General features: G+C 40.3%; 17 protein-coding genes and 1 other RNA gene. 5 read left to right on the top strand and 13 right to left on the bottom strand.

What is annotated here, in order from left to right; all coding sequences use genetic code 11:
• Window positions 1–224 precede the first annotated feature (224 nt).
• Window positions 225–2,912: a collagenase gene (locus NSQ26_RS00535; RefSeq protein WP_499718766.1), complete on the top strand. Its 2,688-nt coding sequence runs from the start codon at window positions 225–227 to the stop codon at window positions 2,910–2,912.
• Window positions 2,913–3,036: 124 nt separating this feature from the next.
• Here NSQ26_RS00535 and NSQ26_RS00530 read toward each other — a convergent pair whose 3' ends face one another.
• Both NSQ26_RS00530 and NSQ26_RS00525 read right to left on the bottom strand, forming a co-directional pair.
• The gene (locus tag NSQ26_RS00530; protein ID WP_499718765.1) at window positions 3,037–3,453 is read right to left on the bottom strand and encodes a putative glycolipid-binding domain-containing protein; all 417 of its coding nucleotides are present in this window, start codon (window positions 3,451–3,453) and stop codon (window positions 3,037–3,039) included.
• Between the two features lie 214 nt (window positions 3,454–3,667).
• On the bottom strand, window positions 3,668–5,488 hold the full coding sequence (locus tag NSQ26_RS00525; protein ID WP_499718764.1) for a DNA ligase D: 1,821 nt from the start codon (window positions 5,486–5,488) through the stop codon (window positions 3,668–3,670).
• Between the two features lie 105 nt (window positions 5,489–5,593).
• Here NSQ26_RS00525 and ku point away from each other — a divergent pair, with 105 nt between their 5' ends.
• The 3 genes from ku (at window position 5,594) to NSQ26_RS00510 (ending at window position 8,681) form a co-directional block, all read left to right on the top strand.
• On the top strand, window positions 5,594–6,412 hold the full coding sequence (ku, locus tag NSQ26_RS00520; RefSeq protein WP_499718763.1) for a non-homologous end joining protein Ku: 819 nt from the start codon (window positions 5,594–5,596) through the stop codon (window positions 6,410–6,412).
• Between the two features lie 222 nt (window positions 6,413–6,634).
• Window positions 6,635–8,299, top strand: a complete 1,665-nt coding sequence (locus NSQ26_RS00515; RefSeq protein ID WP_499718762.1) for a SulP family inorganic anion transporter — start codon at window positions 6,635–6,637, stop codon at window positions 8,297–8,299.
• 37 nt (window positions 8,300–8,336) lie between these two features.
• Window positions 8,337–8,681: an ArsR/SmtB family transcription factor gene (locus NSQ26_RS00510; RefSeq protein ID WP_499718761.1), complete on the top strand. Its 345-nt coding sequence runs from the start codon at window positions 8,337–8,339 to the stop codon at window positions 8,679–8,681.
• A gap of 80 nt (window positions 8,682–8,761) precedes the next feature.
• Here the strand turns inward: NSQ26_RS00510 and ssrA are convergent.
• The 7 genes from ssrA to NSQ26_RS00475 all read right to left on the bottom strand — a co-directional run bounded on the left by ssrA (window position 8,762) and on the right by NSQ26_RS00475 (window position 14,385).
• Window positions 8,762–9,116: a transfer-messenger RNA gene (gene ssrA, locus NSQ26_RS00505) on the bottom strand.
• Window positions 9,117–9,190: 74 nt separating this feature from the next.
• Window positions 9,191–9,658: an SsrA-binding protein SmpB gene (gene smpB / locus NSQ26_RS00500; protein WP_499718760.1), complete on the bottom strand. Its 468-nt coding sequence runs from the start codon at window positions 9,656–9,658 to the stop codon at window positions 9,191–9,193.
• A gap of 176 nt (window positions 9,659–9,834) precedes the next feature.
• On the bottom strand, window positions 9,835–12,165 hold the full coding sequence (rnr, locus tag NSQ26_RS00495) for a ribonuclease R (protein WP_499718759.1): 2,331 nt from the start codon (window positions 12,163–12,165) through the stop codon (window positions 9,835–9,837).
• A gap of 83 nt (window positions 12,166–12,248) precedes the next feature.
• The gene (locus tag NSQ26_RS00490; protein WP_499718758.1) at window positions 12,249–12,995 is read right to left on the bottom strand and encodes an alpha/beta hydrolase; all 747 of its coding nucleotides are present in this window, start codon (window positions 12,993–12,995) and stop codon (window positions 12,249–12,251) included.
• Between the two features lie 79 nt (window positions 12,996–13,074).
• A complete protein-coding gene (gene secG, locus NSQ26_RS00485; RefSeq protein WP_499718757.1) occupies window positions 13,075–13,305 on the bottom strand; it encodes a preprotein translocase subunit SecG in 231 nt (76 codons plus the stop codon).
• Window positions 13,306–13,360: 55 nt separating this feature from the next.
• On the bottom strand, window positions 13,361–13,801 hold the full coding sequence (locus tag NSQ26_RS00480) for a hypothetical protein (protein WP_499718756.1): 441 nt from the start codon (window positions 13,799–13,801) through the stop codon (window positions 13,361–13,363).
• 2 nt (window positions 13,802–13,803) lie between these two features.
• On the bottom strand, window positions 13,804–14,385 hold the full coding sequence (locus tag NSQ26_RS00475; protein WP_499718755.1) for a UbiX family flavin prenyltransferase: 582 nt from the start codon (window positions 14,383–14,385) through the stop codon (window positions 13,804–13,806).
• Between the two features lie 393 nt (window positions 14,386–14,778).
• Here NSQ26_RS00475 and NSQ26_RS00470 point away from each other — a divergent pair, with 393 nt between their 5' ends.
• Entirely contained in the window at window positions 14,779–15,984 is a 1,206-nt protein-coding gene (locus NSQ26_RS00470; RefSeq protein WP_499720090.1) for an IS110 family RNA-guided transposase, read from the top strand.
• Window positions 15,985–16,238: 254 nt separating this feature from the next.
• Here the strand turns inward: NSQ26_RS00470 and NSQ26_RS00465 are convergent, their stop codons facing one another.
• The 4 genes from NSQ26_RS00465 to NSQ26_RS00450 form a co-directional block, all read right to left on the bottom strand.
• Window positions 16,239–19,394, bottom strand: coding sequence for a lantibiotic dehydratase (locus NSQ26_RS00465; protein ID WP_499718754.1), 3,156 nt, complete (start codon window positions 19,392–19,394; stop codon window positions 16,239–16,241).
• A 23-nt stretch (window positions 19,395–19,417) separates the two neighbouring features.
• Window positions 19,418–20,650 (bottom strand): MFS transporter, encoded by a 1,233-nt coding sequence (locus NSQ26_RS00460; protein WP_499718753.1) that lies wholly within the window; start codon window positions 20,648–20,650, stop codon window positions 19,418–19,420.
• On the bottom strand, window positions 20,634–21,764 hold the full coding sequence (locus tag NSQ26_RS00455) for a SagB family peptide dehydrogenase (protein WP_499718752.1): 1,131 nt from the start codon (window positions 21,762–21,764) through the stop codon (window positions 20,634–20,636). The genes NSQ26_RS00460 and NSQ26_RS00455 overlap by 17 nt, the downstream gene beginning before the upstream one ends.
• Window positions 21,765–22,365: 601 nt before the next feature.
• On the bottom strand, window positions 22,366–23,562 hold the full coding sequence (locus tag NSQ26_RS00450) for a cytochrome P450 (protein WP_499718751.1): 1,197 nt from the start codon (window positions 23,560–23,562) through the stop codon (window positions 22,366–22,368).
• Between the last annotated feature and the right edge of the window lie 44 nt (window positions 23,563–23,606).

Here is a 23,606-nt window from a genome sequence, read left to right as displayed (position 1 = left end):
TTTTGTCACCTCACCCACGATCGGAATGAATATTCATTCCGTGTTCTCGATTTTAACGCATCTCTACATCAGATGCAACCCCTCCTTTCAAAAATATGACACAGCAACCACACTTCTTGCTCAAACTGCATAGCAAAATAACTGATGAACATTTCCTCATGCGCACTCATATAATTTATGACTCACGCTCTTCAGTTATCTCAATAAAAATTTGGAGGCATAAAATGAAAACCATATTAAAACTTTTCACCCTATGTGCACTGCTACTCCACGTACTCATTAATCCGTCAAGTATGGCTCAAGCTGGACCCGAACCAACATCATCCTTACACGGTTGGCCAACCAAACCGGCTGTCACAACGTTAGCAACAAAAGACACGTTGTTATCTGCACACAGTCCACCAGGACGCACAATGCCACAAGACGAGTTGGCACATGATACTCAGACATATGAAGTTCTTCCTTTCCAATCAAGAATGAAACTTGCTGACCTTTCTATCCAGCCCCCTTATGACGAGACATTATCTACCAGTCACATCACCCTCCCTACAGCATCGTATTCAATGGCTTACCTTAACACACTTGGCTATGACGCATTGGTACAATTACTGGTTACAATTCAGTGGTACGACATCCCTGATTTATTTGAGTTTAATTCAGATTCATTGAAATTTTATGAAGATGAATCCCGTGTTCAATTTATTATTGATGCATTAGAAAGCAGAGGACACACGTATACAACAGCCGACTCGCAAGGTATTGACACACTCGTAGAAGTGTTGCGTTCTGGTTTTTATCTAGGGTTTTACTATTCTGATCTTGCTTATCTTAATGAACAAGATTTCCATAACAAGTGTCTACCCGCTTTGAAAGCCATCGCTACAAATCCTGCCTTCTCACTTGGTACAGCTGAACAGGATAAAGTCGTCGACGCCTATGGAAAACTTATTGGGAACGCCTCGAGCAATGACGAAATCGTCACATTGACAACACCTATTTTGCAACAATTCAACGCTAATTTTGTCCCATACGCCAAATCGTATTCTAAAGGAAATGCACTATATAGCTTGCTTAGCGGGATTGATTACGACATTACAAGTTATTTGCGTAGTCATAATCTGCCACCAGCACAATCACCATGGTTCCAACAAATCGACTCATTCCTAAACGAACTACGCACCATCGCTTTGTACGGGGAAGTCACAAACGATACAGACTGGATCATTAACAACGGCATTTACTACATCAGTCGCCTCGGCGAGTTACACACGACTTCCTCCATAGGATTGCAAACCATTACAGAAGCATTAGACATTTACCCCTATTTAAGCGAAACGTACTACACAGCAGCACAACAAATCTCTACTGTTTATGATGGCATTGATTACAACGGAAACACGATTGACTATGCACAACTGATAGAAGATGGTAAAGACTACTATTTACCGAAAACAACGGTATTTGATGATGAGTCAATCGTGATGAAAACTGGAGAAGATGTCACAGACGAAAAAATTCTCCGTCTATACTGGGCCTCAAAAGAAGTTAAAGCACAATTTCATCGGGTTGTCGGATCAGATACCCCCGTTCATGACAGCGATCACGATGATACACTTACCATTGTCATTTACAATAGCCCGCAGGAATATCGCATGAACCGTTTATTATACGGATACGACACAAATAATGGCGGTATTTATATTGAAAGAGACGGGACTTTCTTTACGTATGAGCGCACACCAGAGCAAAGTATTTACAGTTTAGAAGATTTGTTCCGACACGAGATGACACACTATCTACAAGGACGGTACCTTATTCCTGAACTATTTGGCCAAGGACCTATTTATGCAAACGAACGTCTTACATGGTTTTCAGAAGGCGGCGCAGAATTCTTTGCAGGGTCAACCCGTACAGACCGTGTCGTGCCTCGAAAGACGATTATCAACAATTTTGCTACGCATCCACGCGATCGATATACGCTTGAACAAACATTATACGCAACTTACGGCACATGGGATTTTTACAACTATGCTTTTGCTTTGCAATCCTATATGTACACCCATCGATTTGACTTATTAGATGAGCTACATCAAACCATTCTTGCAAATAACGCACCTGCTTATGACCATTATCGAGAAACATTGAGTCGCAATAGCGCTGTAAAGTATGCATACCAACAATATATGCAACACCTCATCGACCGTAACAACAACCATATTGACCCTGCCGTGTCAGATGATTATTTACAACCACCTACACCAAAATCACTTGTGTCGGTCCAAAATGAAGTAACAGAAATCCTGCCATTAACAAATGTCGCGCTCACCGAACAAACATCCAATTCTTTTCAAACATTTTTACTGAAAGGAACCTATATCGGGGAAGAAACAGCAGGAGCCGAGCATGATTGGCAACAGCTGAACACTGTGCTTGATCATGCATTAGAAGAATTAGCCAAAAAACCGTGGAATGGCTACAAAACTGTAACCGCTTACTTTACTAATTATACGGTAAATGAACATAACCAAGTGGCGTGTGAGGTCGTCCTCCATGGCGTGGCAAGCAATATCGTCTCTTCCATTGAACCAAACGAATCCATTGACACAGCAACCCCTTTACCGCTCAACACCGGGTTTGTTGGGGGCTTTGATGAAAATAATGAGTTAGACATTTTTGCGATCGACGTGGACTCATCACCCTACGTCTCTATCGATGTTGAGAACACACAAAACATCGGCATGAACTGGGTTGTCTATTCAGAAACAGATCTCACCAATCCCGTTGCCTATGCGACCACATCTGGATTAGACTTGTCCGGCGCTTTCCAAGCTAATCCAGGAACGTATTATCTATATGTATACAGTTACGATTCACGTCCTGGCGAGTACTCTGGGATAACATTAACAGAATAGAAAATTCATTCAGATCAATGATTTGATCGTGTAAATGTAAAACGGCTCCGTAGGACAATACACAAAAGAGCTTGAAGTGTATCATGTCTTCGGAGTCTTTTTAAATCAATCACTACAGTCATCATTATCTCACGCAAAACACACCCGGATACTCAACAACAAACCCCGCTTCATCCACCGTAATCATTGTCTCATATGACCTACACTGATAACGAAAATACCGTAAACCCTTCTCTTCACGAACATATTCATAATGCTGTGTCACTTTCTGTATTTCTAAATGAGGGACAGCGATGTACACCATTTGAAATTCCCTACACTGATTTTTTTCCCATGTTAATCTACGAATTGGCAACGAATTAGAAAACGGTGTGATCGAAATGTCAACATCGATTGCGCCTCTTAATGATTTTATCTCTTGACCCTCATCATGAAACCATTTTCCCTCGCCATTACTTTTGAGGACTAACTGTTTCGAGCGGTCGATTTCTAGTTTCACTTCTTTTGTTAACCCGTTTCCATCCAAAGACACTTCGTACACAACAAGAAATGCTTCCTTATCTTAATAAATGATCACTCCCCTCGCAATCATTCCATCTAATTGTGCATCTAAAGTAACATATTCACTGCCGAAGTGCTCCATATGTTTCCATATCCTTTTATGGTTCATAAATACCCTCCCACTCAATCCACATGTATCTCTACTTATATCAAATCATCACTTGTTTACAGTGTCAATAGGCTAGCAAACCTTTTCAGAGTTTTTTCAGCTCGTCCAATACTTTGTTAAAAGCCTGCTTCTCGCCTACCTCTCTAAAGTCGCGAAAAGGGTTTCCGACTGTATACATGCGGTCTAATACTGTCGGCATTGTAAACGCCTCTGGACGCAATCGTTCGTTCACTTCGTCCCAATGTAGAGGCGCTGCAATGAGCCCATTTTCATTCCCTCGCGGTGAGAATGGCGCAATGATTGTTTTCCCTCCTTTATGTTGGACATAATCTAAATACAATTTGTTCCCACGGTTCTTCTTTAACCGCTCTATTGTAAAGCAATTACGATTCTTCTCTACTAAAAATTTGCATACAAACTGTGTAAAAATCGCTGTCTCTTCATATGAAAACGTATCATATGGTAATGGGATGTATAGCTGTATACCTTTGCCACCAGAAGTTTTCACAAACGACGTCAACTGAAACTGGTCAAAAATGGCTTTAAACTGTAACGCCGCATCAATCGCAAGATGAAATTCGTTTACTGACGGCGGATCAAGATCAAAGACAATTTCTGTCGGTTTCTCCGTTTTAATTGGTTGGAAAGGAACATGAAACTCGAGTGCCAATTGGTTCCCTAACCAAAGGAGCGTTTCAATATTGTTACAAAGAATGAAGTTGGTTTCATCGTGTAATTCAGTAGACACAAAATGAGGGACATTTTTAGGACTACTTTTTTGGTAAAAGTGCTCTCCTGGTACACCGTGAGGATAACGAATGACTGTTAATAAACGGTCTTGCAAAAAAGGCAACATGTAACCAGCTATCGTTTGTAAATATAGCAAATAATCATTTTTTGTTTGATTGATTGCTGGAAATACAGGCTTGTCAGGATGTGTCATTGTCACATCTTTCGGTAGGGGGTTTAACTGCCGCTGCATATGACGCCAGTGACAAGCCTCCGGTGACTGATCAAAGCGAAAAGCATAGAACCTTGGCTCTCTTAACTTTCCATCAAATCCAATACAAGCAATATCTACGCAAATGCACGGCGTTAATTTCCATATTTCGTTTTTTCTCTCTCCATTTGTTTGAATAAACTTGACCAACGTTTTTCGTTCGTCATCTGTCATCCCATGCTTAAAAACGACAATGTCCATCAATTGATCTTGCTGATACACCGATCCCCCAAAATAACCATTCTCAGCATTATAATCCGTTATAATGACCGTCACATACCGCCAATTTTTCACCTTTAACCAATGCTTTGTTCTCACACCGGTCGCCCATTGGCTCGTTCTTTTTTTTGCCACGATCCCTTCTCCATTATAAGCTTGAATTGTGTGCCACAGTGACTGATACTGTCCTTGGCTCTCAATTGCCTGTAACCGTCGCACGTCCTGATCATCCACTTTTACAGGTAGGTTTAATGCCTGAAATAGTTTTGAAAGCAGTTGTTTCCGTATCACCAAGTCAAGACTCACTTGTGCTTGTCCCTTATAGGTTAATACATCAAATAGGATCAAGTGGCACGGAAAAGATGCTGCATGAGCAGCGATGACATCTTTATCCTTCATTTTACTTCTTCTTTGAACCATGGAGAATTCGCTTTTTTTGCTATTTGATAAATACACCAATTCCCCATCTAATGTGAGTGGTAAAAAAGGTTTAACGTTGTCATGTAACTTATGACAAAAGTCAATAATCTCCGGAAACATGGCGTTTAACTTATGACCATTTCTGGCAATCAACATTGGCTGCTCTTCCCAAACGAACATACACCTAAAGCCGTCGTATTTCGCTTCATACATCCATTCTTTTCCGGTGGGCGCTTCAATCGCTTCTGTTAAAAGCATGGGCTTCATCCAGAACACCTCCTTCACTTTCTCGTTAGTGTTTGGTGATTTCCATTTAACATACATAAAAATGTTTAAACGATCGCATAGTATAAAAAAAAGAGGTGACACCACATGCATACGGTTTGGAAAGGCAGTATTTCTTTTGGTCTTGTCAATATTCCAGTTAAATTACATGCGGCAACAGAAAATAAAGACATCAAATTAAGACAACTACATAAAACATGTCATACCCCTATTAGTTATAAAAAAGTATGTGAAGGATGTCAGAAAGAAGTGAAAGACGAAGACATCGTGAAAGCATACGAATACGCAAAAAATAAGTTTGTTGTTTTAGATCGCGAAGACCTTGAAAACTTACGGAAAGAAAGTCAAAACAAAACGGTAGAAATAATTGATTTTGTGCAGCTAACTGAAATCGATCCTATTTACTTTGAACGCACCTACTTCTTGTCTCCCGACGCAACCGGTGCCAAAGCATACACATTGTTACGCCACACCCTAGAACAATCGGGAAAAATTGGTGTAGCAAAAATTACAATTCGCTCAACGGAGCAACTGGCAATTGTTAGAGTCTATCAACATGCGCTTGTGATGGAGACAATCCATTACCCTGACGAAGTCCGCAATGTGCGCGATGTACCTAATATTCCAGAGGAGGATACAGTCGGTCCAAAAGAGTTAAAAACAGCACTTATGCTTGTAGACCAATTAACGACAGAATTTAAACCTGAAAAATACACGGACGATTATCGAACTGCTTTAATGGCACTAATTGAAGCCAAGAAGTCAAATCGTACTGTCACGCCAAATGAAAAACATGCTCCTCCAGATAATGTCACTGATTTAATGTCTGCCCTTCAAGCATCACTAGATAAGACGAAAAAACCTGCACCAAGAAAGCGGGCGAGCAAAGCGAAGAAGAATGCTTGAGGTTTTGACCGGTAGTATATAAGAACACAATGACAATACTACATTTTGTTTCAAAACACCTCTTTGCATGCAAATATATCAGGGATGGTGTGTTCGAAAATTCATCAAAATAATAGACCGACGTTGACATTTCCATAAAAAGTACATATAATACTCACTATATATTCATATAATCAAATATACAATGATACGAATAACAAATTTCTTAAACGAGGAGTGTATATGAAACAAAGATGGCTTTTCTCTGGTCGATACAATGAATATTCATGGAAAAGTTTTAAGAATGATCTTTTTGCTGGTCTCATCGTCGGTGTCATTGCGATTCCCTTAGGAATGGCTTTTGCCATTGCTGCTGGGGTCAAACCCGAATACGGTCTCTATACAACCATCATTGCCGGCATCCTCATTTCATTATTTGGTGGTTCAAAATACCAGATTGGTGGACCTACTGGGGCATTTATCCCCGTTTTATTCGGGATTGTTGTGGCTTATGGGTACGACAACTTATTAGTTGCCGGATTTTTAGCTGGATTGATTTTACTGCTTATGGGTATGTTCAAACTCGGTTCACTCATCAAATTTATTCCAAGACCAGTGATTTTAGGATTTACAGCAGGAATAGCGATCATTATTTTCACCGGCCAAATCGCTTATTTTTTAGGTTTAAAAGATGTAGAACGACATGAATCATTTTTCAGTAACATCCAAGAAATCATCACCCATATCCAGTCCATTAACCTGTATAGTGTGTTAACCGCTGTGATATGTCTGATGGCACTCCTGCTGGTTCCAAAATTGTTTCCTAAGATTCCAGGATCACTTGTAGGATTACTCCTCTCTACAGTCATAGCGAATCTCTTTTATCCTAGTCAAATCGCAACCATTGGCACAACTTTTGGTGAAATCTCAAGTTCTTTGCCTGAATTTGCAATTCCTGAAATTACATTTCAACAGCTACAGCAACTCATCGGACCTGCCTTCGTGATCGCCATGCTTGGAAGCATTGAATCGTTATTATCTGCCGTTGTCGCTGATGGTATGACCCGTGAGAAACATCACAGTAATCGTGAACTCATTGGGCAAGGCATGGCTAATATCGTCACTCCTTTATTTGGTGGAATTCCCGCTACAGGAGCAATCGCGCGCACTGCCACAAACATTAAAAACGGTGCGGTCTCTCCCTTCTCTGGCGTCATACACAGTATCACCGTTTTGGTCGTGTTAATCTTGCTTGCCCCCTACGCCTCTACCATTCCATTAGCAAGCATGGCACCGATATTGATGGCAGTCGCGTGGAATATGAGCGAGAAACATCACTTTTATCATCTACTCAAAACAAAAACATCTGATTCTCTTGTTCTTATCGTTACTTTCCTACTCACGATTTTTGTAAATTTAACCGTTGCAGTTGAAGTCGGGCTTTTACTCGCAATCGTTTTTTTCATCAAGCATATGAGTGGTATAATGATTTCAACAAAAGTCTTCGCTCGCCTGAATATCGAACATGAACAACGAACCATTCGTATGATTGAAACCTGTCGTAACCATGAACAAATGAGCATTTATCATGTCGAAGGACCGTTATTTTTTGGTGCTGCCCAAACGTTCGAACGTTCCTTAGAGAATGCAATCATCCATAAACCACAGATTCTTCTCTTAGAAATGCAGTCTGTTCCTTTCATAGATACAACAGGAGAATATTATTTATCTCGCATGATCACGGATTTTTCCAAAGACGGTGTTGTGCTTATCTCTGGGCTGAAACAACAACCTAAAAACATGCTGTCTAAAACGGGGTTAGCCAACATCATAGGAGAAAGTCACTTTTTTCAACATACCAGTGATGCCATTGATTTTGCCCTTTCTCGTTTAAAAAAATCCGTGTAAAATTTATCATTGCTACACCGAGAAGGAGATGGACGAAGTGAATCTGGAAATGCAACAATTTAAAGCCGAATTTTTTAAAGCCCTTTCTCATCCCCTTAGAATTAAAATTCTCGAATTGTTAGCTGATGGCGACAAAAATGTCAATGAGATTCAATGCCTTATTGGTAGCGAGGGTTCTGCCGTCTCCCAACAGTTGATGGTGCTTAGATCAAAAAATATTGTCATTAGTACCAAAGATGGCAATCGTGTTATTTATTCTTTGAGAGATCCGATGATTATTGAACTACTCGATGTTGCTAAAAAAATCTTTAATAATCACCTGATCGATACGATTACAATCCTGCATAAATTTAATGAAGACACACCTTCGCCAATCGAGTAAGGATTAAAACAGAAAACCCTTGGGATTGCTGATATATCAGCAATCCCAAGGGTTTTCAATCTAACGTTACGACATGATACAAATGGAGACGGTGGGAATTGAACCCACGTCCAGAAATAACGACACTTACGCTTCTACAAGCATAGTCTTTGTATTATCGTTTCGCTAACACATCCGCCCAAAGACAGGCTTCCATGTAGCTAGTCTGATTGGTCTCTTCCCGCTCCCTCAGACGGCGAGGGCAAGGCGTATCCCACTAAAGTTGAGCTTCAACCACACCACATGGGCGATGGTGAGGAGAAGCCGCTTAGCTTATGCAGCTAAAGCGAAGTTGTTTTCTTCTTTGCCAGTTATTGGCTAGTGCGTTTTAACGAGGTCGACCCCTCGACTTGCCACGCAAGCTCGACCTATTCCTGTCGAATCCAAAACGTCCCCCTGTTTTGGTTAAAGCACCAGAATCTTTTATTCTGGATCTCTTATTTTATCATAAAACAAACGTTTGAACAAGACTACCCTTTCAATCGTTCCTTTAACGCCCGCTCGACTTCGCGTTTGGCGTCTTTTTTCCGTAACGTATCACGCTTATCATAGTTCTTTTTCCCTTTTGCCACACCTAGCAATACTTTGGCAAAGCCACTTTTGATATACACTTTGAGCGGCACAAGCGCATATCCTTGTTGCTGGATCTTGCCAACAAGCATATTAATTTGCTTGCGGTGTAGCAATAATTTGCGCGCCCGCACCGGATCATGATTATAGCGATTTCCTTGTTCATACTCGCTAATATGCGCATTATGCAAAAATACTTCCCCAGCCCTCACACGCGCAAATGAATCTTTCAAATTCATTTTTCCAGCGCGAATAGATTTAATTTCTGTGCCTGTTAACACAATGCCCGCTTCAAACGTTTCTTCTATAAAATAATCATGCCGCGCTTTTTTATTTTGCGCGACGGCTTTTCCTTCTGTTTGTGACATACAGCCCACCTACCACTTATCTTTCACCTTATCGTATCAAGGGAACGAAAATTCGTCAATGGGTAGGTGAAGAAAATGAGATCGCATGTGATGCACGCTACATCAAATGTTAAACAAACATTTGTTTAAACCTTGCGTACCATTTGTAGTGAAGCATTCTCTACAAATGGTACGCTCTACCGCTTCTTCCGCTTCCCTTTCTTCCGTTTCACACTCGGAGCATTTTCATAAAATGGTTTCTTCTTGCTTTTTACTCCTTTTTTTCCGTTGCCATCACGCTTTGGATCGCCTGTCAAAGAAGCTTTTGGCTTTTTCGTGCCTTTACGCTTACCGCCATCGATCACTTTTGGACGCTCGGGTGATTTGCGCGATTTGCGTTGTTTCATCCCGACAATTTCAAAATCGATCGTTGATTCTTCGACATGAACAGCGGCCACACGCACTTCTAACTCATCACCGATCCGAAAAACGGTTCCGCTTCGCTCGCCAATCATCGCATAATGTTTTTCATCATAACGGTAGTAATCGTCCGTTAAATAGCTGACGTGGACAAGACCTTCAATTGTATTATCCAACTCGACAAACAAACCAAAATTGGTGACACCACTGATGATGCCCGTAAACGTTTCGCCAACTTTGTCTTCCATGAACTGCGCTTTCTTCACATTATCCGTATCACGCTCAGCATCCACTGCCCTCCGTTCCATCTCTGACGCGTGAGCAGTTAAACTTGGTAACGCTGCTTGCCATTTGGCAGTCGCCTTTTTATCCGTTTTTCCTTCAAGTAAGTACGTGCGGATTAAGCGATGAACGAGCAAATCGGGATAGCGACGGATTGGTGACGTAAAGTGGGTATAAAATTCTGTTGCCAATCCAAAGTGACCGATGGAGTGAACATCGTATTTCGCCTGCTTCATCGACCGGAGCATCACTTTACTAATGACGGCTTCTTCTGGTTCTCCAGACACTTCTTCTAACAATTGTTGTAATGAGCGCGGATGGACCGTATTTGCTGAACCTCGGACAACGTAACCAAACCCGGTAATAAACGCTAAAAATGATTCGAGTTTTGTTTCGTCAGGGTCTTCATGAATCCGGTACACAAATGGATACTTTAACCAATGAAAGTGCTCTGCAACCGTTTCATTCGCTGCAAGCATAAATTCCTCGATCAATTTCTCTGCGACAGATCGCTCACGTAACACAACATCTTTTGCTTTCCCGTCTTCATCGACAAGCACTTTTGCTTCCTTGAAATCAAAATCAATCGCCCCACGGTCAAAACGTTTTTTCCGTAAAATCGCTGCCAGCGTTTCCATTTCTTCAAGCATCGGGACAAGCTGAGTATAACGCTCACGTAAGGGCTCATCTTTTTCCACCAGCATTTGATTCACATCGGTATACGTCATCCGTTCTGTTGTCTTAATGACACTTTGGAAAATATCATGCTGGACAACGGTACCGTTTTCATCGATTTCCATCTCGCATGACAATGTCAACCGATCGACTTGTGGGTTTAAACTACAAATGCCATTTGATAAACGGTGTGGGATCATTGGAATGACGCGATCGACAAGGTATACACTCGTCGCCCGCTCAGATGCTTCCTTATCGATTGGCGAGCCTTCTTTCACATAATGACTGACATCAGCAATGTGAACACCAAGCAAATAATTGCCGTTATCAAGTTTTTTCACATGAACCGCGTCATCCAAGTCTTTCGCGTCAGCACCGTCAATCGTTATGAGCATTTCTTCGCGCAAATCCCGACGGCCATGTAAATCCGCTTCCGCAATTTTATCCGGCACTGCTTCCGCTTGTGCCAACGTTTCCTCAGAAAACGCTTGCTTAATGCCATGTTTATGAATAATCGACAAAATATCCATCCCCGGGTCATTTTTATGCCCGAGCACTTCTTTCACTTCTGCCTCGCCACCAAAGCGTCCTTCTGGATATTTTGTAATCATTGCAATGACTTTATGTCCATCAACAGCCCCTTTTTCTTTGCCACTCTCAACAAAAAAATCCGCACTAATTCGTTTATCATCAGCAACAACCATCGACCGCGACGCGTAAGCTTTATATTCACCAACAAACTCAGTCATGTGACGCGCAATCACGCGAATAACTTTTCCTTCTGCACGTGCGCCTTCTGCCCGCTCATCAATCCGCACTAAAACAGTGTCGCCATTCATTGCACTCGCCAAGTTGTCTGCTGAAACATACACATCCCCTTCACCTTCATCCGGTAAAATAAAGGCAAACCCTTTTGCATGTCCTTGAACACGACCGCGCACAAGGTTCATCCTTTCCGGTGTACCGTAACGATTCGTACGCGAACGAACGACTTGTCCCGTTTCTTCGAGCTCATTTAAAATTTTAATCAATTGTTTAAAACGTTCACCTGTATCAATGTCAAGCGCCTCTTCCAGTTCTTCAAATTTCATTGGCTTTGTTGCTTCTTCATGTAAAAACGCGAGCACATCCTCCTTTAATAACTCCTTCAATCCGTTCACTCCCTTAACGATCCGGCCTTTTATTATATAAGGCATCAATCAACCTTATAAAACCTTTCATTCCTTGTATATAACTAGTTTGACCAATCCAGTCTATTTAAAAACGCCAATATATCCTCGTGCAAATCCTCTTTTGCTTCACTTAATGTAATGACGTGCGTTCCGTGTTCATACCAGTTGAGCATCTTATCATCGGTCCCTAATTCTTCATAAATGATTTCTGCACTATTCGCATCAATCATTTCATCCTCTCGTGACTGTACAACGAGTGTTGGGGCCTCAATCATATAAAGTTGTTCTCTCACTTCCGTCATCAATACGCGCAACTGTTGTAATGGCGGAGCGACTTTTTCTGAAAACGCCGCTATTTCCTCTTCAATGAGCACTTCCTTTTTTTTTTCTCGTTTCTTATATTCTTTCGCGTACGCAAGCATTCCTACCTGCATCGCTGTTTCTGTCCGTGGCCGCATTGGCGCGCACATCGGAATGACACCCTTCACCGATAATGCCGCACCCACTTTTAAGGAGAACACACCACCTAAAGATAAACCACATACGGCGATTTCTTCATATCCTTGCTCCAACAGGGCATTGTAACCTTCCTTCACATCTGCCCACCACTCAACTGGGCTATACGTCACCAATTCCTCTGGCGGCACGCCATGCCCTCTATACAATGGTGCGTGCGTCGTATACCCATGTTTTTGTAAAAAACGCCCTAGCATCCGCACATCCGCCGTTGTTCCGGTAAACCCATGCAACAACAGTACCGCACGCGCCCCTCCTGTAAATGTGAATGGCTTCGGGGCTACTAATTTCATCTTTCACGCTTCCTTTCTTATGTCAATCTTGCTCATAACAATACAAAAAACACCTGGTAGGTACCTAGGTGTCTTTACACTACAAAAAGTATGCATTTAAAATCGTCAGACCAAAAAACAGAACCGCGAGCACAATCGTCGCGCGATGCAACACTGCTTCTACGCCACGCGCTTTTTGTTTCCCTAAAAGCTGTTCGGCTCCACCAGATATAGCGCCAGATAATCCTGAACTACGTCCCGGCTGCAATAACACAGACAATATTAGTAGGATAGATACAATCACAAGTAAAACCATTAATAACATTTGCATCCTATGACACCTCCATCTTCGCACTCGTTTCTTTAGTGTACCACACATTAAAACACTAGCACAAGCGCATTTGTGTAACGATTCGCTCCCAACGCGTCATTATTTCCTCTGGCTCATGTAATGTATAGCGCACACCTGATTCCAACACCGCATACGGTGCTTCGTCCGCTTTCACGGAAATGACTTTCCCTGAAAATAACGTTAACTGCTCAAACGACTGAATACGTTCTAACTGTAACTGAATATCATACGCGACTTGTCTCCAAACCAACATTAATGTCGCTTTTTTGAAAGCTAGCGCATTCTTTTCAGACTGCGTCCCTGTCCAAATCGCAATTCGTAACGTCGAATCATCACATGCAACCACTTCACCAACACTAAGCATCGCTTTATACGGGAAGTGATCCGCCCCAACGGTCACAAACAACATTGCATCATGTTGCTTCTTGTATAACGCTTCCCCATTTAAAAAATCCCGTACAGGTGCTGGTAACACCGTCAATCCTCCCCCTTTTCCTCACGAGACAGTCCATGCCAACGTTTTGCCTCAGGTAACACAATCCCGAATTGGTCAAGCGCCCGATATACAATATGATCAACCATATCATCTAACGTCCCCGGTCGGTTGTAAAAAGCGGGCATCGGCGGGAAAATGGTGACACCCATTTGTGAAAGTGCCGTCATATTTTCAAGATGGATCGTCGATAACGGCATCTCTCTCGTCATGAGCAACAACGGTTTTCGCTCTTTTAACATGACATCCGCCGCACGTGTCACGAGCTGATCTGCTAATCCTACTCGAATCGACGCCAATGTTTTCATCGAACACGGGGCAACAATCATGCCATCCATTCGCATCGATCCACTTGAAATACACGCTGCTTGGTCATGAGGCGCATACGTGTAGTCGGCCAGTGCGGTCACATCTTTTGCTGTGTACGCCGTTTCATGCGCGACTGTTACACTCGCCCATTTTGACATAATTAAATGCGTCTCTACACCTGTATCTCGCAATTTTTCTAACAACCGAATACCAAAAATAGCCCCAGTGGCACCGGTCATTGCTACAATTAGTTTCATTGATTTATTCGCTCCTATTTCATTAAACAGCGCTCATTACCGCATCAAATTCACTTCTTCAGTTCATTGTAGCATAAATCATGAGGAACAAGCTCAAATTCATCTTATCACATTCACTTTTATTTGAACTACTCCTCCTCGTATATTGTTATTAACTAGTATTTTTACTAGTCGTTATACCATTTCACGGTATAATGTATTTAACCAGATAGAGGTTGTCGTTATCCTCCTTGAAGCATTGACTTCGTCACGAAGACTGACACCTCTTTCTTTATAGAACGATTCGAATGAGCTGGATGACACCCCGTTGTCGTATATCTAACGAGGTTGAATATCTATAAAGATAAGAGGATCCCTCCATCTGTTACATCATCAATTTGGGGCGGTGTTTCCATGTTTTATATTGGTATTGATATTGGCAAGCGTCATCATGAAGTCGGAGTCATTGATGATAAAGGTAATCATGTTGGGAAACCCCTTCGCTTCGCCAATTCAAAGGCCGGCAGTGAAAAGTTACTCAAGTTTATCAACCAGTACCATTTGACGACAGATAACGCGGTTGTTGGTGTTGAAGCCACTGGACACTACTGGTTATCTGTTTTTTCTTTTCTTCATAAGTTAGGGTTTAAAACAACCGTTTTTAATCCTCTACAATCTGATGCTTTGCGCCATTTTTATATCCGAAAGACAAAAACAGATGCAAGTGACGCTTACCTTATTGCTCAAGTCATCCGAATTGATTCACCTGACGAAACGCCTTTTTTGGAAGAAGACCGTCTTCAACTAAAGAATCTTGAGCGCTTACGTTACTCTTTTGTAGATCAAGCATCTGATTTGAAACGCAAAATCATTTCCTTGTTGGATCAGGTATTTCCTGAATATGAGCAGATTTTCTCAGATGTTTTTGGTAAATCTTCCACCGAAGTCTTACTACATTCCCCTTTACCAGAAGATTTGCTTGAAATTGACACAGAAGAGTTAGCCTCTTTATTAAACCGTGTAAGCAAAGGGCGTCTGGGTGAGTCAAGAGCTCTTCAAAAGGCGGATCAAATTCGAAAAAGCGCTTCGCACACATTTGGTATCTCGATCGGGACAGATGCGTTTAAGTTACAGATTCAACTTCTTTTAGAGCAAATTCAGTTGATTGAACAGCACTTGGAACGAGTTGAAAACGCAATGATTGAGCTATCAAATCGTCAAGAGCATTTTTTGACCACCATTACAGGCATTAGCGATGTTACTGCGTGTGTTATTTTAGGTGAAATCGGATCGATCAATCGTTTTGAACGCCCTGAACAACTTGTTGCTTTTGCTGGATTAGATGCGTCGGTCCACCAATCAGGCGACTTTAATCGTAGTAGTACTCGGCTTTCTAAACGAGGATCCCCTTACCTAAGACGCGCTATATGGCAAGCTGCTTTCGTTGCAAGCTTTCATGATCCTGCTCTTTCTTCACACTATCAACGATTAAGGAAGCGTGGTAAAGCTCATGGAACAGCTGTTGGTGCCGTCGCTCGCAAATTGACGCACATCATCTTTGCCATCCTTAGAGATAACAAGCCCTATGAGCCGAGACCTCAGACAATTGAAGATCATTAATCCTCACACTAATTTTCAAAAAAACCTTTAGTGGGGTTTATTTAGCATGCCTATAAATAGATTGAACCGTTATTTGGACGATCCCTAATTTTTTTTAATTACCCCCTTGACTTTTTATAGCTGGTCTTACCGCCCTATCGGCCGCTTGAAGAAGGAGATTCCTACGAACACCAAAGTATCCGCCCGCAACGTCTCAACCAAACGTCACGAGCAATGTTTGTAGCGCACGAAATCCAATCAGCCGTCGCCAACTACTACCTGAAAAATTTTAGATTGTGCAATGTGTGCCTGGCCAGTGTTAGTATTTTCTTCTCACGAGATCCATCTATACCGATTAATCTATTCAAACTCATGTGTATAAAACTTTTCAGAATAACTTCAGATGGATTTGATTCTGTTAATCCAGCTATATAATTACTAATCTTCTTTTCTCTCGAATAAAACATATTGTAGACTCTCTTTCCTAATTCGCCTGATGACCTTAGATTGAACGAATCGTTATCATTATCACCAAAATATAACAAATCCTTCTTTATTGCTCTGAACTCTTTCAGATATGATTTATAATCAACTTTTTTGTTTAACCAATCTAGTTGCTCTTTAAACGAGTACCCAAAGCTGCCCAACCAGTTTAAAACATTTAGCACCCCAAAAAACTCAATGTCAAACTTTCTAGCCATATTATCTCGAAAAAATTTACAGATAATCAAACTATCTTCTTCAAAAACATCCTCCGCTAACAATGTCAAACTCTCACCGCCATACCTCTCTAACTCTGGGGTATATGTGTCTACCATAATATAGCTAACGAGACCCTTTTTTCTATTATTTTGACCCCATTCATTTATATTTCGCATCCCTAAGCTATTTAATAGAGAAGGATCTCCCTTAAACCTTATTCTTAAATGCGGTGTTGGATCTTTATAACGTATAAAGAAAAACCTTTCTCCCCAACGCTTTCTTTTTGCCGAATAAAATAAATCTAACAACTCTCGGCCAAGCAATTCTTCCATCTGACTATTCCCACCATATAGTTTTATATATAACCAGTCACCACCAGGGAAATTTTTCTTCTGTGTGTTTAGATCAACAACTTTTCGATCTAGGGATCGATCATTCGATTTCGATCTACTTCTACACCTATTAATTAACGGAAAAACGAACTCTCCTACATACCTACCTTGAGGACTTTCAATCCAAGTTTCATCTTGTAGGCTATAACCCGGTTCTACTAATGTTAACGATTCATTTGTATTAAGCTTATTAAAATCTCTCTCTAAAATATCAAGATGTGCGTTGCATTCTAGATCTAGAAAAATTCTTTTATCTGCTTTGGTTAGATATAAAAAACGGGGGATCATCCAATCCTTACGGTATCCCTGAATTTTACTCCCCCAATCAAATTCTTCATTATAATCTCTTAATATCAATTTACTTAGTTTCCATTCTGCCGGCTTTAAAATAATTTTTTCATACCTTAGGCTTGGCAAAAAAGGCGCATTCTTAAGTTGCCCCCAATTAAAACGACTCCAGTTTCTGAATCTATAAGAAGACACTTCTCTAATAAACCGATATACATCTGGTCCGTGTTTAGCACTTAATCGATGTCCTGTCGAAGCAACTATTTCCTTGTTTAAGGAGATTGATTTCAGATAAAGATTTTTTTCGGTTGCTCCAACTACTATATCAGACAGAGGGATCGTAAAATCACATTTCTTAGATGAATTGGTATTAACGACTAATTCATAAGCACGGTTGTGTTCTAAGACTGCAACATTTGCCTTCCTACCGTGAGAAGGAGCATATACGATTTCAGCAAATAGTACTTCTGGATAAAGATTTTGCTCAGAATCACAAACATTTTTCAACTCTCTATTTAACCCTTCATCGAAAAGATCAGAGAACCTGCCAAAAGTTCTTCCTGCCCCTGAAGAACCAGGGTTTGGACCAATAACTATAGTGTATTTACCATTAGATAAATCTTGAGATGAGGTGGCACCTATAGCACAATACAATTCCATCGATGGTGGGAGTTCTTTATCAGAACAATCATTATGCCCTAATAAATGAATTAGTTCATCAGTCAATTCTACTTCTCTTTTTTTATTTTTAACAGCTGTAAACACCAATTTCTGAAGCTCCTGTTCCTTTTGCATCTCTATCCCATCAACATATGACCTCTTTCCTTGCTCTTTCATCTTTTGGTACTCAATAGGTCGTCCTAAACCGATATCTTCATCTAACAGCTGTAAAATCGGGATTTCTCTATATAACCCAAAGTTCCTTATAAACTTTCTGCGATACTCTTCTAGATAAGAAAATTCGTTACCGTGTTCTTTTGGTGACAGTCTCCATAAAATATCTGCTGCCTTTTCAATATCTCCCTTTATTATTTTCGGTAGGTGTACATTTGTCGCTTCTGTAGAGAGGTCAACTTGTAATGGAGTATTTACAATGGCCAATTCTTTCATACCGTTCACTGTAGAAAGATATAAATCCCTACCCTCGCCTATTGCTAGATTATTAAGCGTGCTAATTTGCTTTTTTATTGAAAACAATCTATTTTGGAGAAGTTCAATCCCTGTCAGCCTCTCGGTTTGCTCTATTATATATTCAAACGGATTTTTAACTGTGAGTGGAAAGCGCAAATCACTCAAAAGAAAATCTTTTTTCAATAGTTCGCAAATACTCTTCAACACCTCTTCATAACTTGAAGAGGGATTTAGATACCTCACTTCACTTATTACATTCTTGACACCCTTTTCTTCTTTTGCGGTCAATAAAATATCCTTATCGACTTTGCTTGCTTTTAAACTTAATTGATGAGGACCATTTTTATTTTGACCGTAGTTAGTAAAGTAGTGCAGTTTGACATAATCTCCTCGTGTATAAACAGCTGCATTCACTTTTATATTTAATTGCTCAACCACTTTCGGTTGCGATTCTAAGAGCATTACTATTTTCAAGAGCCACTCCATATCCGGTCTAGCTCTTTTTACAAAATCACTTATTGAGGGTAAAGATATAGATGATTTTTTTCCTATTTGTCCATAAGATACCCCAGAGCATAAACCGAAGGGAGTTGAGCGTGTACTCATCCTTATTAAATATCGAAAGAGGGAATTTAGTATCTGTCGTTGTTTCTTACCTTTATTCTCACTAACAATAGAGTTATATAAACTTTCACTCGAGACCGCTATGCTTTCTTTTATATCGGTTCGTTCAAATAAGTTCAATATTTCCTTCAGACATCCTTCATGAACACAGTCATCCGAAGAGAGTTCTCTAAAAAATATTTCTATGGGTAATAAAGGACTTCTGAGCATAAAAAAATCCAGTGCCCGATACTTTGTTGGGTTATAGCTATGACTTCTATTAAGATTATCCCCGTTCCCTATCAAATGATTCATTTCAAATTACCACCTTTGTCTTCTTAATTGTGTAACGTGTGTTTCTCACATGAATCTACTTTCTTTCTTTCTCTAATAGGAATATAAAGGCCTAGAACTAACAAAAGCGAGATCACCCCTAGAGCACTAATTAAAAAATTAAACCCTATAAGATCAAGGAAGAAGCCAATAAAAAGCATTGACACTTGAATGATTGTGCGATCAATCATCAATTTAAACGAAAAAAATCTGCCATGAAATTCGGAAGGAATGTTACTTTGCAATAACGTGTTAGACAGCGGGCTAAAAATTGCATATGAAAACCCAAACAAACAAAATGCCATTATAGAAATTACGGGTATTTGGCCAAAGAAAAGAGAGAGCTGTGCAATACCAATAAAGAGAGCGACGATCACCAATGTCACTAATGGCTTTTTATTTTTCGTAAACCTCTTTATGAATAGGCTAGTTAACACAACAGTGATACCTTCTAACGCGTAAATGACTCCTTTAATTCCGTCATTTCCCTGTGACTCACTAATTTGAAGAACGAACAAATTAAAGCCCGAAATAAATATTAGAGGGATGAACGATAAAATAATGATGTTCTTTGCTAATGACGGCCCTTTAAGAAGTGGCAACATTGCCTTGAATGATACTTTAGCCCTATTTTTTCTTTCAATTTTCCCTACGTTCAATTTTGTATCCTTAGTGAAGAAAAACGTCAGCGAAAACACCAAAGTATAGGCTAAGAAAGCCATTAAATACAAATAATACAAGTTTGAAATCGTTACTAGTATTCCCCCCAGCATTGTACCGAATATCCTCGCCGATGTAACAATGTTTAAATTAATCGCATTGACTGTTACTAGTTTATCCTTACTCGTTACCCTAGGAATAACCGTCTGCACAGAGGGTTCAAAAAAAGAAGCTGATATACCCACCAATATTCCGTATACTAATAACCACCATACAGAGTTCACTAACAACGCGATAAGCATCGCACACACTGAAATGATTCGTAGTAAACCAACCCATTTAAAAACAGACGTCGCATGAAACTGATCAATTATTTTCCCAGCATATGGGCTAATAAAAACGGACGCTACACTACTTGAAACAAGAAAAATAGCTTGCATAAAACTTGAATCAACATTTTGTTGAAGGAACTGGAGATTGCCAATCAAACCCACCCACAAAGATATTTGCGAAAGTAACTGGCTAGTAAGAACGATATTTAAATCTCTGTTTTGGAATACATTAAGTTTGATTTTCATTTAACTCTCCTAATAGCCTTAAGTTTCTCCCATGCTCGATGGACTCAGCACTTAAATGGCCAATTCCTGATAATCCTAAAACCACCTCATTACTGTGGTCGAGATGTAACTTTTCTTCCACCAATTCATCTTTTAGATGCGCTGTAAAGAAAGCTCCTAACCCCATCCAATTAGCTGTTAAATACAACGTCTGACTCAAATGACCTAAATCCATCATTATAACCCTATACGCTCTAGGACTAAGATACTTCCACATGGTTCTCTCCAAATAAGCTGTGTAAAAAAATAAAACGGAAGCATTTTTTATATATTCCTGGTGTGCAGCCATATCTACATATTTGTCATTCAAAATTCCATTATCAATTAACTCTAGAGAATGTTCTTCAACGTTATAGTGATAAATTCCTGATTCTATCCCTTCGACATTGATCACGCAAGGATAGACTTCTACAGGGTGTCGTGATCCCCCTGAAGGGCTTGTTTTAAAAATAAAGTGGTCTACTCCAATATTACGTTTGCACGCTTGAGCACCATATACTAAAAAGAGAATAGTGGATAGTTCCTGTAAGGTTAGTGATTTAGAGTTATCTAACTCTCTTATTGTTTGCCTATCTAAAAGTGTATATAAAAAGTCTTTCTTGTTCCTAAAGTCAGGTACCGGGAGATCGATTCTTTTTACTCCTTCAATGCTCTTAAATAAACTTGGTTGTGGATTTATCCCTTTTCTTTCCTTTAACCTTTTATACTGTTGCTCTTTGTTGTTAAATTTATCATTTTTTATAAGGCGTGTACTACAGTGAAAGTATTTAAAAGAGGTTCCCCATACATTCCAACTCGAAATTTTTTTCTCAAATTCATGCGCAGGGGAATTTCTTTTTATCAAAACATTACATTCTATAAGCGCATCAATTGCGTATGTTAAAAATTCTCGAGAATTTCCTTTTTCATTAGTCAGTTCATACACTAGATCTTTGTCTTTCCATTCAGAGAAAAATTGTATGATGGGTGCGACAGAAGGGTTTAAGCTTTTCTGAATATGATCCAAATAGTTGTCGCAAATATAATGCCCATCCTTATAAAAAAAGACGACACACTCTGAAACTTTTATATCCATAAACATCACCCCTTATAAAAATCTAGAGTGGACTAGTATATACTAGTCCACCGTTCAAACTTTCTGGTTATTTCGCTGGAGCTGTTTCAGTGTATTCTTCATCTACTCTGTTAGCGTACTCGCTATCGAAATCAACAAATACTTCCTTCATACTATATCCCCTCCTTTCAATTAATAATCAAATTATAGACTATCAATTATACAATGTCAATACAAAATCAATAATATATTGATAACACCTAACAAAAAAAGTGTCTCTCCACCATTTTCTGCAGGAACAGACAGAAACAAACCAACGTTCATAGTTTATCGTCTTTATAAACCGATAGGTAGAAAATGACCTTACCCCCTGGGAGTGTCGCAACTTAGACATCGACGGCTCCCTTGTTTTTTATCTAAAAGTGACTTCGTATGAGTAAAATACTGGAAGAGCATGCTGCACTTTTCGACAAAGTCTTGGTTAACGTCTAAAAACCGCAAAAAAGAGCATGCCCACTATGAGAATAGCATTCCACTAATATATTGTCAAACTTATTAAATCTTTTTGTGATTATATTTCCAAACAGCATATGAACCAAAAATAACAACAGCCCAGCACACTTCACGAAAATGTAACGGGCAACTCCGCAAGCGCACGGAAACCAATGAGCCGGCGCCATTTCAATTCAGTTGTAGCAAGCTGAAGATGTGGCAAACGCGCAAATAAAACGCTAATCGCAATTTCCGCTTCCACCCTCGCCAACGTCGCACCAATACAAAAGTGACTGCCGTAACCGAATGCAAGGTGATGGTTTGGCGTGCGCGCGATATCAAATTGGTGAGGAGATGCAAATTTTGCTGGATCGCGATTGACAGCGCCAAGCAATACATACACTTGCGCGTCTTTTTTCATGTGGACACCATTCACTTCAATATCACTCGCCGTAATCCGTGCCACCATCTGTGTCGGACTCTCATACCGTAACGTTTCTTCAATGCCACCGCGAATCAACGTCGGGTTCTTCTTCAATAACAACAGTTGCGACTCATGTTGCAATAAAGACAGCACCGCATTGCTAATAAGGTTGACCGTCGTCTCGTGTCCAGCAATGACGAGCAATATGCATGTTGCGAGTAATTCCTCGTCCGATATCTCTTCTCCATCTATGAGCCTGCTAATGAGGTCATCTTGTGGCGCTCGCCTTTTCGCTGCGATCAACGACCGAAAATAGTGCCCCAGCAACACGGCTTGTTTGTTTCCTTGCACCATATCCTCACGAGAACGGGTTAAATCAATCGTTTGAATAAAACACATAGACCAAGCACGAAATTTCTCTTGGTCTTTTCCTGGTACCCCAAGTATTTTCGCAATGACGAGGCTTGCTAACGGGAATGCGAAATCCATCACAACATCCATTTGTTTCTTACTGTTTATTTCATCTAATAACTCATGAACCGTTTCTTCGATATACGGGCGGTATTGTTCAATCATCTGCCCATTAAAAGCTTTTCCTACTAAACCACGCAAACGTTTATGATCATACTCGTTTTTAAATAACATCATCTCTTGTTGTAGCTTTCTTAGCCGCTCGTAACGTTTCGTCGTCTCTGGTAACGGCATGCGATTTTGGAAACCCGTTTTATTTTTAAAAATCGCCATCGCTTCTTCATATCCCGTCACGTACCAACCAGGGTATTTAAACGCTGTTCCCTTGTATATCGGGCTCTCTGCACGCAACTGCTCATATAATGGGTATGGGTTTTGAAAAAATGCCGGAGAAGCAAATGCATGTGAAAATTGTTGTGTATTTGTTGCCATGTCTTCCCCCCATTTCGAGTGTAGAAAAAGGAGCCGTTGCTCCT

The organism is Bacillus sp. FSL W7-1360 (assembly GCF_038592975.1).
Classification (GTDB): domain Bacteria; phylum Bacillota; class Bacilli; order Bacillales; family Bacillaceae_D; genus Shouchella; species Shouchella lonarensis.
Note: the sequence above shows the minus strand (reverse complement) of the source record. Positions and strands in the feature narration are given on the sequence as shown.

What these genes read in the sequence shown, in the direction of transcription:
- NSQ26_RS00535 (WP_499718766.1), top strand. Translation starts at nt 225, where the DNA reads ATGAAAACCATATTAAAACTTTTCACCCTATGTGCACTGCTACTCCAC.
- NSQ26_RS00525 (WP_499718764.1), bottom strand. Translation starts at nt 5,488, where the DNA reads ATGAAGCCCATGCTTTTAACAGAAGCGATTGAAGCGCCCACCGGAAAA.
- ku (WP_499718763.1), top strand. Translation starts at nt 5,594, where the DNA reads ATGCATACGGTTTGGAAAGGCAGTATTTCTTTTGGTCTTGTCAATATT.
- NSQ26_RS00515 (WP_499718762.1), top strand. Translation starts at nt 6,635, where the DNA reads ATGAAACAAAGATGGCTTTTCTCTGGTCGATACAATGAATATTCATGG.
- smpB (WP_499718760.1), bottom strand. Translation starts at nt 9,658, where the DNA reads ATGTCACAAACAGAAGGAAAAGCCGTCGCGCAAAATAAAAAAGCGCGG.
- NSQ26_RS00490 (WP_499718758.1), bottom strand. Translation starts at nt 12,995, where the DNA reads ATGAAATTAGTAGCCCCGAAGCCATTCACATTTACAGGAGGGGCGCGT.
- secG (WP_499718757.1), bottom strand. Translation starts at nt 13,305, where the DNA reads ATGCAAATGTTATTAATGGTTTTACTTGTGATTGTATCTATCCTACTA.
- NSQ26_RS00475 (WP_499718755.1), bottom strand. Translation starts at nt 14,385, where the DNA reads ATGAAACTAATTGTAGCAATGACCGGTGCCACTGGGGCTATTTTTGGT.
- NSQ26_RS00470 (WP_499720090.1), top strand. Translation starts at nt 14,779, where the DNA reads ATGTTTTATATTGGTATTGATATTGGCAAGCGTCATCATGAAGTCGGA.
- NSQ26_RS00465 (WP_499718754.1), bottom strand. Translation starts at nt 19,394, where the DNA reads ATGAATCATTTGATAGGGAACGGGGATAATCTTAATAGAAGTCATAGC.
- NSQ26_RS00460 (WP_499718753.1), bottom strand. Translation starts at nt 20,650, where the DNA reads ATGAAAATCAAACTTAATGTATTCCAAAACAGAGATTTAAATATCGTT.
- NSQ26_RS00455 (WP_499718752.1), bottom strand. Translation starts at nt 21,764, where the DNA reads ATGGATATAAAAGTTTCAGAGTGTGTCGTCTTTTTTTATAAGGATGGG.
- NSQ26_RS00450 (WP_499718751.1), bottom strand. Translation starts at nt 23,562, where the DNA reads ATGGCAACAAATACACAACAATTTTCACATGCATTTGCTTCTCCGGCA.